Origin of the sequence: Streptomyces sp. NPDC002209 (assembly GCF_042890265.1) — a bacterium.
GTDB lineage: Bacteria > Actinomycetota > Actinomycetes > Streptomycetales > Streptomycetaceae > Streptomyces.
Genome location: NZ_JBIARX010000002.1, coordinates 14818 through 31865, shown reverse-complemented (window position 1 = coordinate 31865; position 17048 = coordinate 14818). Strand labels below are relative to the sequence as shown.

Sequence of the window (17048 nt, the reverse complement as noted above, 5' to 3'; positions counted from 1 at the left end):
GCCGCGTCCGAGGACATCGAACTCATCATTCAGGCGATCGCTGCGCAGCCCGCACCGCCGACCGCGGCGCGGCTGTACGTGACCCAGCTCGCGAAGAGCTCCGCCGAGGAACTGCTGTGCGTGGCGGAAAGCCTCACCGGTGAGGCACGGGTCGGCATGGTGTTCCGAGCCGTCGGTGTGCCCGGCGTCGAGGTTCGGCTGACCGCGCTCCGCCGGTACCCGCCCCGGCCGGAGACCAGGCGGCGCGGCCCGCTGGCCGAAGTCGCCCTCGTCGGCAGCGGAGCAGGGCGGATCGGCTCCAAGGAACTGCTCGTCAGCGTTCCCGGCCGCTGAAGCCGCCGGCCCATCCGGCGACCCGAATGGGTCAGCGCGGGGGCGGGGGGGCTGGGGCGGTCGCAGGATGGGGGCATGGGTCGAAACGTGGTGCGGGGTGCCGTTGCCGTGGTGGCTGCCCTTGGGCTGGCCGGGGTCAGCGGGTGTTCCGACAGTGGCGGGGGCAAGCCCGAGGCCGGCGGGACCAAGGGGGCCGCGCCGCTGAAGTGGGGGGAGTGCGAGGCGCCCACCGTCGCCGAAGGCGGGGGGCAGGCGCCGCCCAAGGACTGGGAGTGCGCCACGCTCCACGTGCCCCTCGACTACGCCAAGCCCGAGGGGGAGACCATTCCGCTCGCGCTGATCCGGGCCAAGGCCCGGGACAAGGACAAGCGGCTCGGGTCGCTCGTGTTCAACTTCGGCGGGCCCGGGGGGTCCGGGATCAGTACGCTGCCCGGCGCCGCCAAGGAGTACGAGGCCCTCCGCTCGCGGTACGACCTCGTCAGCTTCGATCCGCGCGGCGTCGGCCGCAGCGCCCCCGTCCGGTGCGAGGACGACAAGCAGCTCGACGCCTACTACGCCCAGGACTCCAGTCCCGAGACACCGGCCGAGGAGAAGGCCTTCGTCGGCAACATCGACAAGTACCAGCAGGCCTGCAAGGACAACTCCGGCCGCCTGCTGCCGTACGTCGGCACCGAGAACGCCGCCCGCGACCTCGACCGGATCCGCCAGGCCCTCGGCGACGAGAAGCTGAACTACTTCGGGATCTCCTACGGCACCGAGCTCGGCGGGGTCTACGCCCACCTCTTCCCGAAGAACGTCGGGCGGGCCGTCTTCGACGCCGTCGTGGACCCGACCAACACCTCCGAGGAGGGGGCGCTGGGCCAGGCCAAGGGGTTCCAGCTGGCCCTCGGCAACTTCGCCCAGGACTGCGTGAACCGCGGCGACGAGTGCCGGCTCCAGGGCAGCACCGCCAAGGAGATCGAGGACAACATCATCAAGCTGCAGAAGAGCCTGGCCGACAAGCCCATCCCCGGGATCGGCGGCCGGATGCTCACCGACTCCGCCGCGACCAACGGCATCGCGCAGGCGCTGTACTCCAAGGAGCTGTGGCCGCTGCTGGAGCAGGGGCTGGACGAGGCCGACGGCGGGCAGGGGCAGCTGCTGATGGCGTTGTCCGACGCGCTTAACGGCCGTGACCAGCAGGGGCACTACAGCAACATCGGCGCCGCCAACACGGCGATCAACTGCGCCGATTTCAAGGACCGGTTCACGCTCGAGCAGACGAAGGCGAAGCTGCCCGCCTTCCGGGCCGCGTCCCCCGTCTTCGGGGACTTCCTCGGCTGGGCCCTGATGAGCTGCACCGACTGGCCGGTGCCGGGCGCCTGGGAGACCCCGGACGTCTCCGCCCCCGGCTCCGCGCCCATCCTGGTGATCGGCAACACAGGCGACCCGGCCACCCCGTACGAGGGCGCCCGCAAGATGGTGGAGCGGCTCGGCCCCGGCGTCGGCGTGGAGCTCACGTACAAGGGCGAGGGGCACGGCGCGTACAACAGCGGCGACAAGTGCGTGCAGCAGGCGGTGAACTCCTACCTGCTGGACGGGAAGGTGCCCGCCGCCGACACGGTCTGCACCCCTTCGCAGAACCCCACGGGGACCCCCGTGGCAACGGAACCCCCGCCGCAGGGCGCCTGAGCCGTGCGGCGGGGGTTCCGGGACGTGACTAGTAGACCGGCTTCTCGGGCTCGATCTGGTGCACCCAGCCGATCACGCCGCCGCCGACGTGGACCGCGTCCGCGAAGCCCGCGGACTTCAGGACCGCGAGGACTTCCGCACTGCGGACACCCGTCTTGCAGTGCAAGACGATGCGCTTGTCCTGCGGGAGGTCCTGGAGGGCGGTGCCCATCAGGAACTCGCCCTTGGGGATCAGCTTCGCGCCGGGGATCGAGACGATCTCGTACTCGTTGATCTCGCGGACGTCGATGATCTCGATCGGCTCGTCGTTGTCGATCCACTCCTTGAGCTGCTTCGGAGTGATCGTGGAGCCGAGCGCCGCCTCCTGGGCCTCCTCCGACACGACGCCGCAGAAGGCCTCGTAGTCGATGAGCTCGGTGACCGTCGCGTTCGGACCGCACACCGCGCAGTCGGGGTCCTTGCGGACCTTGACCTGGCGGTACTGCATCTCCAGGGCGTCGTAGATCATCAGGCGGCCGACCAGCGGCTCGCCGACGCCGGTGAGGACCTTGATGGCCTCCGTCACCTGGATGGACCCGATGGACGCGCAGAGCACGCCCAGCACGCCGCCCTCGGCGCAGCTCGGGACCATGCCCGGCGGCGGGGGCTCCGGGTACAGGCAGCGGTAGCACGGCCCGTGCTCGGACCAGAAGACCGAGGCCTGGCCGTCGAAGCGGTAGATCGAGCCCCACACGTACGGCTTGTTCAGCAGTACGCACGCGTCGTTGACGAGGTAGCGCGTGGCGAAGTTGTCCGTGCCGTCGACGATGAGGTCGTACTGGCTGAAGATCTCCATCACGTTCTCGGCCTCGAGCCGCTCTTCGTGAAGGACCACGTTCACGTACGGGTTGATGCCCAGCACGCTGTCGCGGGCGGACTCGGCCTTGGAGCGGCCGATGTCCGACTGGCTGTGGATGATCTGGCGCTGCAGGTTCGACTCGTCGACCTCGTCGAACTCCACGATGCCCAGCGTGCCCACACCGGCCGCGGCCAGGTACATGAGGGCGGGGGAGCCGAGGCCGCCCGCGCCCACGGCCAGCACCTTGGCGTTCTTCAGGCGCTTCTGGCCGTCCATCCCGACATCCGGGATGATCAGGTGGCGGGAGTACCGACGGACCTCGTCAACGGTGAGCTCAGCAGCTGGCTCGACCAGGGGTGGCAGCGACACGGGGACTCCGTAGATGGGAAAGTCTGAACGGTGGTTCTCCGCGTAACACTGCCACGCCCTTCTTCATTCCGAGACACCCGGTCCGATCCGCGAGACGATTTCGTCCCAGTAGGCGGGCATCGAGGCCCAGGGGTCGCGCCCGGCGGCGGCTGCCCGGTCGGTGAACCAGATCGTGCCGGCGCCCTGCCAGCGGGCGATCCGGACGGCCTCCTCCAGATGCGTCCGCGGCACCCCGTGGACCAGGTGGCAGAAGCGCTCGGGCGGGTACTCGGCGGTCCACTCGGCCACCTGCGACCAGCGGTAGTCGGCCCAGGCCCCGGAGAAGGTGACCAGCTGGTCGGCGGCCTCCGCGTAGCCCTCGTACGGGTGCGTGCCGTGTCCCAGCACGATGCGCAGGCCCTCGCCGAGGCCGCGCAGGGTGTCGGCGACCCGGCGCACCCCGGCCAGTTCGGCCTGGTCCGCCGGGGCGTCGGCCAGGTAGAAGCCGCCCACCCGGTACCAGTCGAGGAAGCGGTGGGCGTCGGAGACCAGCTCGCCGAACGACCGCGCACCGTCCCGCATCGCGAGATGGCCGAGCACGGTCCCGTCGGCCTCCCGGAGCCTGCCCGCGGCCTCCGTGCAGTGGGGGTCGGGCCGGCCGCCCGGCCCGTCCGTGACATTGAGCACCGTCCAGTGCAGCGGGGTCCCGGGCCGGGTCAGCTCGGCCCATTCGACGGGGGCGAGCAGCGGGTGGGCGTAGCCGGGGACGCCGAGGCCGAGGCGGCCCGCCTCGGTCGCGGCGGCCGCCGTGGCTGCCGTCGTCAGATGCGGCACGCCGCCTCCATCCAGATGTCCGCGAGGGACTCCTCCAGGTTGATCCGGGGCCGCCAGCCGAGCCGGTCCCGGGCCGTGCGCACGTCGGCCTGCTGCCAGGCGCCGCAGCCGTCCGGGTACGGGTACGCGGGCGCCGCGCCGCCGGCGAGCTGCTCGGCCGTCGCCTCGGAGCGCGGGGCGCCGATGGCGGCGAGCCCGGGCGACCGGCCCTGGGGCCCGAGCCCGTGCCCGAGCCCGTGGCCGGGTCCGTGACCCGGTCCGTGGCCGTGCCCCTGCCCGTGCTGCCCCTGCTGCGGTACGTCCAGCTCGTGCAGGGCGCCTCCGTACCCGGCGACCCGGGCCAGCACCGCGGCCGCGTCGCGCAGCCGGACCGCACGCCCGGTGCCGATGTTGACGACGCCCTGGGCGGCGGAGAGCGAGGCGGCGTGCACGGCCCGCGCCACGTCCCGTACGTCCACGAAGTCGCGCTGGACGCCCAGCCCGCTGAGCTTGAGCTCGCCGTCGCCGTTCTGCATCGCCCGGCGCATGGCCTCGGCGAGCCGGCCGAGCGGGGATCCGGCGGGGGTGCCGGGTCCGACGGGCGAGAAGATCCGCAGGACGACCGCGTCCAGCCCCGAGCCGAGGACCAGCTCGGTCGCGGCGAGCTTGCTGACGCCGTACGGTCCGCCCGGTCTGGGCACGGCGTCCTCGGCCGTGGACGATCCGGGCTGGCTGGGACCGTACTCGGCGGCGCAGCCGAGCTGGACGAGGCGGGCCCCGCAGCCGCTGCGGCGCAGCGATTCGCAGATGGTGGCCACGGCGACGGTGTTGTGCCGGGTCAGCTCCCGTGCCCCGCCGCGGGTGGCGCCGGCGCAGTTGATGACGACGCCCGGGTGGACGGCGTCGAGGAACCGGGTGAGGGCACCGGGGCTGCCGGTGGCGAGGTCGAAGCGGACGTCCGCGTCGTCGCCGCGGCCGAGCGCGGTGAGCTGGACGGCGGGGTCGGCGAGCAGCCGGTCGGCGACGTAGCGGCCGAGGTATCCGTTGGCTCCGATCAGCAGCACCCTCATCGCGCGGTCCCTCGGTTGGTTGGCTGGCCGGTCATCCTGTGTCTCCTTGGTCGATGGGCGGGGGGTCGGGGGTAGGGGTGGGTACGGCTCCGAAGAGCGGCGGCGGGAGGGGGCGCTCGGGCTCAGGGCCGGGCGTGCGCGGACGCGCGGGACAGCACGAGGACGGCGTGTACGAGGAGCCCTGCCGCGGCGGCGGGCACCGCGGGTGGGACGGGGAGCAGGGCGAGGGCCAGGGCTGCGACGACGGGCCCGCGCGGGGCGCCGTGCACGAGCAGCAACCGGGTCAGGAAGAGCAGCACGGCGAGCGGCACGGCGACGGCGGCCGGTGTCCCGGCGAGCGCGGCCGCCCCCGCGGCGGTGGCGGCGAAGGCCAGGGCGGCCGCGATGACCAGCGGCCGTGCCCGGTCGGCGAAGTCCTCCAGGGCCCGGCTGCCGGCGAGCCGGCTCCGGGCGCGGGCGGCGTACACGGCGCCGACCAGGTGGCCGGGGGCCGCGGCCAGCGCGAGGCCGACGCCGAGGGGGGTGCCGTGGCGCAGCACCGCCCAGCCGACGACGGCCGCGGCGAGCAGGAGCGCGGCGTACGGGAACCGGCCCGGGGCGGGCCGCCCGGTCCGCCCGGGCCTGGCGGGCCACACCAGGGCGGCGGCGGTGGCGAGCACGGCGACGGGCCCGGCGTACGGCACCCCGGCGGCGGCCGCCCCGAGCGCGAGGGCCCCGGGGAGCAGGGCGTACCCGAAGCCGCGTAACGCCCGGGCGTCGGACGGGCTGACGGCGCGGGGCGCGGCCGGCTCGTCCCCGCGCGGGGTGCGGGCGTAGAGCTCCTCGGCGAGCGAGAACACGTCCCGGTGCCGGAAGCGCGCGGCGGTGCGGTCGGTGATGCCCTGCACCTCCAGGCCGGCGGCGATCTCCAGCGGGTCCACGGCCCGCTCGCACAGCGCCCGGTGCCGGTGCAGCAGCGTCTTGACGGGATCCCCGCCGGCCCTGCGGCGGGGGGCCGGGGCGGCGGGGGCGGCTTCGTCCAGGGTCATACCGTCGCCTCCGTGGTCGTGGTGGTGGCCGGGGTCCGGGCCGGAACCGGAGCCGGGTCGGCCGCCGAAGCCGAAGCCGGGTCCGAAGCCGGGCCCGAGCCGGCACCCGGCGCGCCGGACCCGGTCGCCGGGGCGCGGTCCGCAGCCTCGGCCGGAGCCGCCCAGGCGGGGCTCGTCCAATGGCCCGGGACCCGGGCCTCGGGGGGCTGTTCGAAGGGGATCCCGCCGTCGGGCCGGGCCGGGCCGCGGGCCAGCAGCCGCAGGTAGATCTCCCGGAAGGCGGCCACGTTCTGCTCGACGGTGAACAGCTCCAGGGCCCGGGCCCGGGCGGCCGCGCCGAGCCGGTGGGCCCGCTCGGGGTCCCGCAGCAGCGACAGGCAGGCGTCGGCCAGGGCCCGCGGGTTGCGCGGCGGGACGACGAGGCCGGTGCCGCCGATCACCTCGCACACGGCGCCGACGTCGGTGGACACGGTGGCACGGCCGCAGAGCATCGCTTCGGCGAGGGTGATCGGGAAGCCCTCGATCACCGAGGACAGCACGACCACCCGCCCGGAGCCGTACGCGTCGGCCGGCGAGGGGGCCTCGGGCCCGCCGATCTCCTCGAAGGTGACGGGGTTCTCCCCCACCGTGACGGCGTCGGCGGCCTCGTCGGGGAAGAGCTGTGCGGCGAGCGAGCGGCAGTCGGCGAGGTAGCCGGGGACCACGGCGGTCGCGAAGATCCGCAGCCGGGCGTCCGGGGCGGCCCTGCGCACTTCGGCGAAGGCGTGCAGCAGCGCGATCAGGTCCTTGGCGGGCTCTATCCGGCCGACCCAGACCAGGGTGTCGGGGTCCCCGCGCTCCGGGTCCTCGCCGACGGTGGCGAATCGGTCCGCCTCCATCCCGGGGTACACCGTCTGCAGCCGGTCGCGGGTGGCGCCGCAGCGCTCCTGCCAGCGCCGGGCGTGCGCGTTGCCGGGGGTGAGGAGGTCGGCCCGGGCGTAGATCTCGGCGGCCAGCCGCGTGTGGAAGGCCGCGAGCAGGGCCCGGACGGCGGGCCGGGGGGCGCCTCGGCCCGCTCCCGGGCCTCCCGGGCCGCCGGGCCCGGAGGCGGCGTCCGCCGAGTGCTCCAGATAGTGGGCCCGCAGCTGGACCCCGTACTCGGTGACCAGCAGCGGGACCCCGAAGAAGCGTTTGGCCAGCAGGCCGGGGAGCGCGGCCACCCCGCCGGCGGCCGCGTGGCAGACGTCGACCTCGCGCAGGTCCTCGTACCAGTCGAGGGACAACGGCCGCAGCAGCCGCTCCAGTTCGTCGACGAAGTCCAGCAGGTCGGCCACCTGGGCGCGCTGGACGGAGCGCAGCGCGCCGGGGGCCCGGCAGGCGGACTCCACCGCGCGCACCGCGGTCTCGGAGCGCAGGGCCGCGTACAACCCGCCCTGCTCCCGGGCGAGTTCGGCCAGCCCGTACAGGCCGGCGGCGAACGGCTCGGGCTCGCCCGCGCAGATCCCGCGGACCAGGTCCTTGAAGCACTCGGCGAAGCGCCGGCGCTCACGCCGGGAGTACGTGCGGCCGTCGTCCGCCGGGGCCCAGAGCGGAGCGGTCCAGACGCGGGTGACGTGCTCGGGCAGGACGACCCGGCCGCGCTCCTCCTGCTCGGCGCTGCGGCTCAGCGCGTAGAGCTCGAACTCGTGCTGCGGCAGCCCGCGGACCAGCCGGTCGCACCACAGCCTCGCCTCTCCCGTCGCATACGGATAACCACCTTCCGTGAGCAGTCCGATCCGCACGAGTGGCACCCCCGATCTCCCGTTCAGGCGGTCGCCGTCGGTCCGGTGACCCGCCGCGGGAAACTCAAGCGGATATGCCGATGACGCGACGGACGGTTGTCCGTCGCGCCACCGGAAGGGGTGAAGAGTCGTAACTTTCGCCTGCGGCCCGCGTTCGAGCGCGCTACAAAGGGCCTACGGCCCTCGTACCTCCCGGGCCCCCCGCGCCTCTCCCGCTCCGCAGGGAGCCCCGGCCCGGGCCCGGTCCCGCCACGGCGGCAGCGCGCCGCCGCGGACCGTCAATTCCCGGGGAAGACCCAGGGGTTGGGCTTGCACTGGATGCCGCCGATGTCGAGCGACTTCGTCTGCTGCTGCATGATCGGCGCGAGCGAGCCCGGGGTCTGGCAGTTCACGTGCCCGTGCCCGAGCCGGTGGCCGACCTCGTGGTTGATGAGCATCTGCCGGTACGCGAACATCTGGTCCGCGCCGTACGTCGTCGAGCCCTGCGCCCAGCGGAACGCGTTGATCATGACCCGCTCGGTGGACGCGGAGTCGCAGCTGACGTTGTCGACGGTGGTGTCCAGATCGGACTTCGCGCACCACACGCCGGTGGTTCCGGGGCTGGCCAGCGTGATGACGAAGTCGGCCTCGCCGCCCGGCACCCGCTCGAAGGTCTTCGTCCCGCCGTGGCCCCAGCTGCGGTCGTCGTTGAGGGTGCGGTGGACGGCCTCGGCGAACAACTGCGCGTCCAGGCCGAGCCCCTGCTCCACGTCGACCCGGTAGCGGATCTTCTTGCCCTTGCCGGGTGCCGGAGCCACCCCGGGGACGGTGTCGAAGGTCCCCGGTCCCTTCAGCTTCTCGTCGATGGGGAACTGCTGGGCCATCTTCTGCTCGTACGACAGCTCCACCGCGGGTGCGGCCGGTGCGGCGGGGGTCGCCCGGCCGTCGGAGCGGGAGGCCGGGGACCGGCCGGGCTCGGCGCGCTTGTCGGTGTCGCCGGCGGCCCGGGCGGTGGGCGAGGAGCCGCTGTCGCCGTCGGGGGCCATCTGTACGGCCACGACGACGGCGAGCACGGTGGTGACGGCCGCTGCGGCCACCCCCGTGTACGTACGGACCTTGCGCCCGCGACCGGATCCGGGCTGCTCCTCGGCCGGATCGGCGGGAGCCGCCGGTGCGGCGGGAGCGGCGGGTTCGGCAGGCGCGACGGGCGCCGCGGGCGCCGCGGACCGCGCCGCAGCGGCCGCGGTCATCGGCGCGCGCGGGCCGGGCACCAGGCCGTGCGAGCCGGTGGAGGTGAAGGGGTCGGCCGGGGGCTGCGGGAGGGTCACCTGCGGGAAGCCGACCGCGGGGGTGCCGAAGGCCGGCGTGTCACTGTCCATGACGGCGGCGGCCGAGCGCCGCGCCCGCGGTACGCCGTGCCAGTCGCCGTACACCGAGTCGGGCCCCACGCCCCAGGCGCCGCCGGGCTCGCGCTGCTCGGGGTGGCCGCCGCGCGGTTCCTCGTACGGGAACTGCTCCTCGTGCGGGAAGTGCTCCTGGTACTCCCGGTGGTCCTCGTACGGAGCCTGCTCCTGGTACGGAGGGTGGTACGGCGCGTACGGCACGTGCCCGCCATACGGCGGCTGCTCCCCGTACGGCGCCTGCTCCCCGTACGGGAACTCCGCTGCGGGTTCCGCCGCCGGTGTCGGGCGGACAGGGGCGGGGGCCGGAGCGGGCCCCTTGCGACTATGTCGTCCCACGGTCCTCAGCCTCTGCCGTCGTCGGTATCTCGGTCGGTGTCGTGCAGCAGCTCCCGGAAGGCGCTCGCCACCACCTCGGGGTACTCCATCATCGCCACGTGCCCGGCCTCGGGCAGGCTCAGCAGCCGCGAACCCCGGAAGGCCGCCGCCGCTTTCTGCGCCATACGGTACGAGACCAGCTGGTCCCGGCCACCGTAGACCAGCAGGGTCGGGGCGAGTACACGCTGCGCCTGGCGCCACAGCCCGTGCTGCCCGCCGAGGGTGTACGCGTCGACGATGCCGCGCGAGGAGCGGGTCATCGCGTCCCAGAAGTACGGCAGCGCCATCCGCCGCTCCATCTCCGCGACGGCGTGCCCGAAGCCCTCGGGCGTCACCCGGGAGGGGTCCCCGTAACAGAGGTCGGTCACCCCCCGGGTGCGTTCCTCGGCGGTCAGCCCCCGGGTCAGCCGGCCGAACAGCGCGGCCATCCCGGGTACGGCGAGCAGGGCGGTCGGCACGGCCGACTTCTGCACCCGCAGCTCGGGCAGCGCGGGCGAGATCAGCGTGAGCGTGCGGACCAGGTCGGGGCGGACGGCCGCGACGCGCGTGGAGACGGCGCCGCCGAGGGAGTTGCCGAAGAGGTGCACGGGGCCGCGGTCGGCGGCGTCGAGGTGCCGGATGACCGCGCGGGCCAGCGCGGTGACCGAGTAGTCCCGGTCGGCGGGCGGCGGGGACCAGCCGAAGCCGGGCAGGTCGAGGGCCTCGCCGTCGACGGTGTCCTCCAGCTGCACCATGAGGTCCGACCAGTTCGTCGACGAACCGCCGAGTCCGTGCACGAACAGCGCGGGGGGCAGACCCGTACGCAGCGGGGGCCGGGACCGGACGGCGAGCTCCAGTCCGGGCAGCACGGCGGTGCGCAGCTGCTCCCCCTCGGCGACGTGGACGGCTCCCACCTGGGAGGACGGCTCGGATGTGGATCGCACACCCGGCAGCTCGGTCGAAGACATGCGGCCAATGTTACGAGACGATCACGTCCGGACTCTTGTGTTCGGCATCACAGATGTATGGGGATCCGCGTAGCGGGGTATCCGCGATCCTCCTAGGCTCGTAGGTAGGCAGGCCCACGGGGGGTGAGGGAAGAAGGGGAGCCACATGACCGTCGACCCCGCAGAGCCGGATACCTTCCAGGACCGATTCCGGGAGACCCTCGACGCCGAGGCGCCCGAGGCCGATGCGGCGGAACAGCTGGCCGAGTTGCAGCCCGACGACGACGACCGGGTCACCGGGGTGGACCGCGACGAGGCTGCGGACGGGGACGCCGCCGAGCAGGCGCGGGTGGTGACCCTGGACGAGGACGACTACCGCTGACTTCCCCCGGGCCCGGCGGCCCGGGAGGTACCCCCAGCTCAAAGCTACCGCGCGGTACCCCTGCCGAGCACCGCTGACCAGCGCCTCCGGGCGGTCCGTACAGCGAGAAAACTCGGCTTCGACCCTCCAGATTCGGTTACCGAAAAGTACGATGGCGGCGCGGCGCAGAGCGCACTGTGTTCTTAGAGAAAGTGGGAGGCGGCGTGACAGCCATCGAGCAGACGGAGGCAGCGCGTCCCCGGGGCACGCGACTGCCGCGCCGAGCCCGACGCAATCAGCTCCTGGGCGCGGCCCAGGAGGTCTTCGTCGCGCAGGGCTACCACGCGGCGGCGATGGACGACATCGCCGAGCGTGCCGGAGTCAGCAAGCCGGTGCTGTACCAGCACTTCCCGGGCAAGCTCGACCTCTACCTGGCGCTGCTGGACCAGCACTGCGAGGCCCTGCTGCTCGCCGTGCGCACGGCGCTCGCGTCGACGACGGACAACAAGCTGCGCGTGGCCGCGACCATGGACGCCTATTTCGCGTACGTGGAGGACGAGGGCGGCGCGTTCCGGCTGGTCTTCGAGTCCGACCTGACCAACGAGCCGGCGGTGCGCGAGCGCGTCGACCGCGTCTCGCTGCAGTGCGCCGAGGCCATTTCCGACGTGATCGCCGAGGACACCGGCCTGTCCAAGGACGAGTCGATGCTGCTCGCCGTGGGCCTGGGCGGGGTCTCGCAGGTCGTGGCCCGGTACTGGCTCTCCAGCGAGAGCCCGGTCGCCCGCGACACGGCGGTGGGGCTGCTGACCTCGCTGGCCTGGCGCGGTATCGCCGGCTTCCCGCTGCACGGCACGGAGGGCGGGCAGGGGCAGGCCTGACCGGCCGCTGTTCGCTGCGAGCGTGTCCGGAGCGCCGCATCCGCATCCCCTCTCCGGGCTAATGTGGACCGGTACGGCGCGGCTGATCGCGCACAACCGACCATCGGAGGGACAAAGCCGTGGAGGTCAAGATCGGCGTGCAGCACGCACCCCGGGAGATCGTGCTGGAGAGCGACTTGAGCGCCGAGGAGCTGGAGCGCATCGTCACCGCCGCGCTGACCGGTTCGGAGCCGCTGCTGAGCCTCACCGACAACAAGGGCCGCAAGGTCCTGGTGCCGGCCGACCGCCTGTCGTACGTCGACCTGGGCGAGCCGAGCGTGCGCAAGGTCGGTTTCGGCGCGCTCTGACGCAGCGCGACCCGCGTTCGAGAACTGGGTGCAACGGCCCGGTGGTTGATCCCACCGGGCCGTTTCCCTTTCTTCCGCTTCGGGTAGGACCGCAGTGAACCGGTTTGCCCCTGACCTGCGGGAGGCCCACATGCTGCTGATGGAAGCGCTCGGCTCTGCCCTCCTGGGCCTCGCCCTGGCCGGAGTGGCCGTCCGGGTGCTCGCGCAGCGGCTGCCGTCCCCGAGGGTGGTGCTGGTCAGCGGGGTGCTGGGGGCGCTGTTCGGGGCTTATCTGACGCAGTTCGCGCTCGGCCCGGGACACAACACGCTGACCGCGACCCTGGTCGGCTCGGTGCTGGTGTCCGCGGTGGTGCTGTCGCTGCTGCTGCGTCCCGGCGCGGGGCCCCGGCGCTCGTCCCACCGGACTCCGTTTTCGCTCCCGTCCCAGGGCTGACCGGCCCTCGGACGCCTCCGACTCCACGGACTCCCCGGACTCCCCGGACTCCCCGGACTCCAAGGAGTCCTCCGACTGACCACGTACGTCGGCCCCGGCGCGGGATTCCGCGCCGGGGCCGACGTACGAGCAGGTGGGGCGAGCGGGTGAGCGATCAGGCGGCGAGGCCCAGTGCGGCCATCCGCTTCGTGTGCGCCTTGGTGATCCGGGTGAACATCTCGCCGACGGCCGCCAGGTCGAAGCCGGCCGCCATCCCGTCCACGCCACCGACCAGCATGGTGGAGAGCGCGTCGCGCTCGGCGACCACGCGCTGCGCCTGCGAGAGCGCCTCGCCCATCAGCCGGCGGGCCCACAGCGCGAGGCGGCCGCCGCAGCGCGGGTCGGCCTCGATGGCGGCCCGCACCTTCTCGACGGCGAAGCCGCCGTGGCCGGTGTCGTCCAGCACGCTCACGACCAGGGCGCGCGTGTCGGTGTCCAGGTGGCTGGCGACCTCGCGGTAGAAGTCGCTGGCGATCGAGTCGCCGACGTAGGCCTTGACCAGGCCCTCCAGCCAGTCCGACGGCGCGGTCTGGCGGTGGAAGTCGTCGACGCCCTTGGCGAAGGGCTCCATGGCGGCGGTGGGCTCGGCGTCGATCGCCGCCAGCCGGTCGCGCAGCCGCTCGAAGTGGTGGAACTCAGCGGAGGCCATCTTCGCGAGCTCGGCCTTGTCGTCGAGGGTGGGTGCGAGCTTCGCGTCCTCCGCGAGGCGCTCGAAGGCCGCGAGCTCTCCGTACGCCAGTGCGCCCAGCAGGTCCACGACGGCGGCCCGGTACTGCGGCGAGGCGGAGGCGGCCGCCCAGTCCTGGGCAGCGATCCCGCTCGCCTCGGCGGCGGTGCTGTCGTCGGAGGGCGATGCGTTTTCAACGGTCGACATGCTCCGCACAATAGCCCGCCGGAACGCCCCGCAAGGCACCGCATCCGGTCACTGTCGGTCCGCCTAAACGCGACTACCAGGTGAATTCACCCGACACAGCTGCGCGATTCCGGGGTACAGTGGTAATGCGCCTGCCGGATACTCGGCGGGCCATCCGAATGAGGATGCCCGGTCGGTGGCCCGATCGGCTCCACCCGACCGCCCTCGGCGTGATGCGTACGTCCATGCGTACCGCCTCTCCACGAGGGGCCCCCTCAGCGGCACAAGCGCTTGAGCGAAGGCTAGTGGTCCCGCGCAGCTTCGTATGTACGTTGCAGTACTGCAAGCCAGGCACGGTACGACCCCCCTCGCCGCCTCGCGCCGCGTCTCACAGAAGAGGCAGCACCCTGACTACGTTCCGAGACCTCGGGATCTTTCCCGAGACGGCCGAAGCCCTTGAGGCCGTCGGCATTGTGTCCCCCTTCCCGATCCAGGAGATGACCCTCCCCGTCGCCCTTTCCGGCACGGACGTCATCGGCCAGGCGAAGACCGGAACCGGCAAGACGCTCGGTTTCGGCCTTCCGCTGCTGGAGCGGGTCGTCGTCCCCGCGGACGTCGAGGCCGGCCGGGCCACGCCCGCGCAGCTCACCGACTCCCCGCAGGCCCTCGTCGTCGTCCCGACGCGCGAGCTGTGCACCCAGGTCACCAACGACCTGCTGACCGCGGGCAAGGTCCGCAACGTCCGCGTCCTCGCCATATACGGCGGCCGCGCGTACGAGCCCCAGGTCGAGGCGCTCAAGAAGGGCGTCGACGTGATCGTCGGCACCCCGGGCCGCCTGCTCGACCTGGCCGGTCAGCGCAAGCTCGACCTGTCGCACGTCAAGGCCCTCGTCCTGGACGAGGCCGACGAGATGCTCGACCTGGGCTTCCTGCCCGACGTCGAGAAGATCATCAACTACCTGCCGGCCAAGCGGCAGACGATGCTGTTCTCGGCGACCATGCCGGGTGCGGTCATCGGCCTGGCCCGCCGGTACATGACGCAGCCGACGCACATCCGCGCCACCTCGCCCGAGGGCGAGGGCGTGACCGTCGCCAACATCAAGCAGCACGTCTTCCGCGCGCACAACATGGACAAGCCGGAGCTCGTCTCCCGCATCCTGCAGGCCGAGGGCCGCGGGCTGGCCATGATCTTCTGCCGTACCAAGCGCACCGCGGCCGACATCGCCGAGCAGCTGGAGAAGCGCGGCTTCGCGTCCGGCGCCGTCCACGGCGACCTGGGCCAGGGCGCGCGCGAGCAGGCGCTGCGCGCGTTCCGCAACGGCAAGGTCGACGTGCTGGTGTGCACGGACGTCGCCGCGCGCGGCATCGATGTCGAGGGTGTCACCCACGTCATCAACTACCAGACGCCGGAGGACGAGAAGACCTTCCTGCACCGCGTGGGCCGTACCGGCCGCGCGGGCAACAAGGGCACCGCCGTCACCCTGGTCGACTGGGACGACATCCCGCGCTGGCAGCTGATCAACAAGGCGCTGGAGCTGGACTTCCACGACCCGGTCGAGACGTACTCCACGTCGCCGCACCTGTTCGAGGAGCTGCACATCCCGGCCGGCACCAAGGGCATCCTGCCGCGCGCCGAGCGCGTGCGGGCCGGCCTGAAGGCCGAGGAGCTCGAGGACCTGGGCGAGACCGGCGGCCGCGGTGGCCGTGGCGGTCGCGGTCCGGCCCCGGCCGCTGCGGTGGCCGAGGAGCGTCCCGCCCGTACGCGCACCCCGCGCCAGCGCCGCCGTACGCGGGGCGGGGCGGAGCTCGGCGCCGAGGGCGCTGCCGTCACCCCCGTGGTCGAGGCGGAGGCCCCCGAGGCTCCGGCCGGCGACGAGGTGCGCAAGCCGCGGCGCCGCCGGACGCGTTCCGTGACGACGGCCGCCGCCGCTGCGGCTGCCGTGGCGGAGGCCGCCCCGGTCGCTCCCGTCGTGGAGGCCGCCCCCGTGGCCCCGGTCGCCGAGGCTCCCGCCGAGGAGGCCCCGGTCAAGGCCCGCCGGACCCGGACCCGCAAGGCCGCCGAGGCGCCGGTCGTGGCGGAGCCGGACGTCGAGCAGGCCCCGTCGGCCGAGCCGGTCAAGGCCGAGCCGGTCAGGGCCCGCCGGGTCCCGACCCAGAAGCCCGTCCTCGCGCAGGTGACCCCGATCGCCGAGGCTCCGGCGGCGGAGACCGTGGTCAAGGCCCGCCGGACCCGGACCCGCAAGGTCGTCGACGCGGCCCCGGAGCCGGACTTCCAGGTGGCCCCGCCCGTGGAGCCCCCGGTGAAGGCCCGTCGCAGCGCCCCGGCCACCCGGACCCGCAAGGTCGCGGCGGCCTCTCCGGTCGCCGAGGCCGCCGCGGTGGCCGAGGAGGCCCCGGTCAAGCCGAAGCGCACCCGGACCCGCAAGGTCGCGGAGGCCGCTCCCGTCGCCGAGGCCGCCGCGGTGGCCGAGGAGGCCCCGGTCAAGCCGAAGCGCACCCGGACCCGCAAGGCCGTCGCGGAGACCACGGAGGCCTGATCCCCCGTTCCGCCGTCCGGTGGCCCCGGTCCCCTTCCGAGGGGGCCGGGGCCATCGGCGTACCCGGGCTGGACAGGCCGCTACGGGCCGGTAACCTCTGGCCATGAGCAAGCCGCCCCGCCTCACGCTGCCGTCCGGTGCCCGCGCGCACGTCCTGTCCACCGACCGCGGCGGGTTCGCCGTGCACGAGGCCGGCGAGCCGGTCCGCGGCACCGCCCTGCTGGTGCCCGGTTTCACCGGCAGCAAGGAGGACTTCATCGGCCTCCTCGAGCCGCTGGCCGCCGCCGGGTACCGGGTGGTCGCGGTCGACGGGCGCGGCCAGCACGAGAGCCCCGGACCGCGCGAGGAATCGGCGTACGCGCTGGACGAGCTGGCGCTGGACGTCCTCGCCCAGGCCGCCGCGCTGGGCGGGGGGCCGGTCCACCTGGTCGGCCACTCGCTGGGCGGGCTGATCGCACGGGCCGCCGTACTGCGCGATGCGGCGCCCTTCGCCTCCCTCACCCTGATGAGCAGCGGCCCGGCCGCGATCTCCGAGGAGCAGCAGGAGCGTACGAAACTGCTGGTCGCCGCATTGGAGGCGATGCGCGAGGACATGCCGGGGGTATGGACGGCGATGCGGTCCTTCGATCCGCAGGACGCGGTGCCCGACGCCCCCGAGCTCGCGGAGTTCCTGCGCGGGCGGTGGCTGGCCACGGTGCCGGAGCAGCTGATCGCCACGGGCCGGATCCTGGTCTCCGAGCCGGACCGGGTGGACGGGCTGAGCGGCGTGGACCTGCCCAAGCTGGTGCTGTCCGGCGAGGTCGACTACGCATGGCCGGTCCCGCTGATGGACGACATGACACATCGACTGGGCGCTGAGCGGGTCGTCGTACCGGGCACCGAGCACTCCCCCAATGCAGAGAATCCGCAGGTCACAGCCGGTGCACTGGCCTCGTTCTGGGACGCCCACCCCCAGCTTTAGTTAGCGAATGAAAAAATTTCCTTAGCGTAGGGAATGTTTGCCTCTTACACTTCGTTGGAACAGTGCAAGGAGAACACTGACGAAGGGAGAAGCCC

16 protein-coding genes are annotated in these 17048 nt (G+C 73.4%); 8 read left to right on the top strand and 8 right to left on the bottom strand.

All coding sequences use genetic code 11. The features are described from left to right. Nucleotides 1-78: 78 nt before the first annotated feature. Nucleotides 79-333, top strand: coding sequence for a hypothetical protein (locus ACFYXK_RS05015; RefSeq protein WP_389409876.1), 255 nt, complete (start codon nt 79-81; stop codon nt 331-333). 75 nt (nt 334-408) lie between these two features. Next, nucleotides 409-2004, top strand: coding sequence for an alpha/beta hydrolase (locus ACFYXK_RS05010; protein WP_389409875.1), 1596 nt, complete (start codon nt 409-411; stop codon nt 2002-2004). A 28-nt stretch (nt 2005-2032) separates the two neighbouring features. On the opposite strand, the gene moeZ is transcribed toward ACFYXK_RS05010, so the two are convergent. From moeZ to ACFYXK_RS04975, 7 genes are all read right to left on the bottom strand, one after another. Continuing rightward, nucleotides 2033-3211: an adenylyltransferase/sulfurtransferase MoeZ gene (moeZ, locus tag ACFYXK_RS05005; protein ID WP_030291201.1), complete on the bottom strand. Its 1179-nt coding sequence runs from the start codon at nt 3209-3211 to the stop codon at nt 2033-2035. 63 nt (nt 3212-3274) lie between these two features. Continuing rightward, nucleotides 3275-4024: a spherulation-specific family 4 protein gene (locus ACFYXK_RS05000; protein ID WP_389409874.1), complete on the bottom strand. Its 750-nt coding sequence runs from the start codon at nt 4022-4024 to the stop codon at nt 3275-3277. Beyond that, nucleotides 4012-5073, bottom strand: coding sequence for an NAD-dependent epimerase/dehydratase family protein (locus ACFYXK_RS04995; RefSeq protein ID WP_389409873.1), 1062 nt, complete (start codon nt 5071-5073; stop codon nt 4012-4014). Before ACFYXK_RS04995 ends, ACFYXK_RS05000 begins: the two co-directional genes overlap by 13 nt. A 122-nt stretch (nt 5074-5195) precedes the next feature. Continuing rightward, a complete protein-coding gene (locus tag ACFYXK_RS04990) occupies nt 5196-6101 on the bottom strand; it encodes a hypothetical protein (protein ID WP_389409872.1) in 906 nt (301 codons plus the stop codon). Further along, nucleotides 6098-7861, bottom strand: a complete 1764-nt coding sequence (gene pelF, locus ACFYXK_RS04985; RefSeq protein WP_389409871.1) for a GT4 family glycosyltransferase PelF — start codon at nt 7859-7861, stop codon at nt 6098-6100. The genes ACFYXK_RS04990 and pelF overlap by 4 nt, the downstream gene beginning before the upstream one ends. A 278-nt stretch (nt 7862-8139) precedes the next feature. Beyond that, complete coding sequence (locus tag ACFYXK_RS04980) at nt 8140-9579, bottom strand: DUF3152 domain-containing protein (RefSeq protein ID WP_389409870.1); 1440 nt, start codon at nt 9577-9579, stop codon at nt 8140-8142. A gap of 5 nt (nt 9580-9584) precedes the next feature. Continuing rightward, nucleotides 9585-10565, bottom strand: a complete 981-nt coding sequence (locus tag ACFYXK_RS04975) for an alpha/beta fold hydrolase (RefSeq protein ID WP_389409869.1) — start codon at nt 10563-10565, stop codon at nt 9585-9587. A gap of 145 nt (nt 10566-10710) precedes the next feature. Here ACFYXK_RS04975 and ACFYXK_RS04970 point away from each other — a divergent pair, with 145 nt between their 5' ends. The 4 genes from ACFYXK_RS04970 (at nt 10711) to ACFYXK_RS04955 (ending at nt 12563) form a co-directional block, all read left to right on the top strand. Further along, nucleotides 10711-10926 (top strand): hypothetical protein, encoded by a 216-nt coding sequence (locus ACFYXK_RS04970; RefSeq protein ID WP_383504772.1) that lies wholly within the window; start codon nt 10711-10713, stop codon nt 10924-10926. A 203-nt stretch (nt 10927-11129) separates the two neighbouring features. Continuing rightward, nucleotides 11130-11783 carry a TetR/AcrR family transcriptional regulator gene (locus tag ACFYXK_RS04965; RefSeq protein WP_383504774.1) on the top strand — a complete coding sequence of 218 codons (654 nt, stop codon included), beginning with the start codon at nt 11130-11132 and terminating at the stop codon, nt 11781-11783. Nucleotides 11784-11902: 119 nt separating this feature from the next. Further along, nucleotides 11903-12130: a DUF3107 domain-containing protein gene (locus tag ACFYXK_RS04960; RefSeq protein WP_030153467.1), complete on the top strand. Its 228-nt coding sequence runs from the start codon at nt 11903-11905 to the stop codon at nt 12128-12130. A gap of 130 nt (nt 12131-12260) precedes the next feature. Next, entirely contained in the window at nt 12261-12563 is a 303-nt protein-coding gene (locus ACFYXK_RS04955; RefSeq protein ID WP_389409868.1) for a hypothetical protein, read from the top strand. A 154-nt stretch (nt 12564-12717) separates the two neighbouring features. Here the strand turns inward: ACFYXK_RS04955 and ACFYXK_RS04950 are convergent, their stop codons facing one another. Then, nucleotides 12718-13476, bottom strand: a complete 759-nt coding sequence (locus ACFYXK_RS04950) for a ferritin-like fold-containing protein (protein ID WP_383504781.1) — start codon at nt 13474-13476, stop codon at nt 12718-12720. A gap of 476 nt (nt 13477-13952) precedes the next feature. Between ACFYXK_RS04950 and ACFYXK_RS04945 the strand changes: the two genes are divergently transcribed. Beyond that, nucleotides 13953-15992, top strand: coding sequence for a DEAD/DEAH box helicase (locus ACFYXK_RS04945; protein ID WP_389409867.1), 2040 nt, complete (start codon nt 13953-13955; stop codon nt 15990-15992). 103 nt (nt 15993-16095) lie between these two features. Further along, entirely contained in the window at nt 16096-16953 is an 858-nt protein-coding gene (locus tag ACFYXK_RS04940) for an alpha/beta fold hydrolase (protein WP_389409866.1), read from the top strand. The last annotated feature ends 95 nt before the right edge of the window (nt 16954-17048 follow it).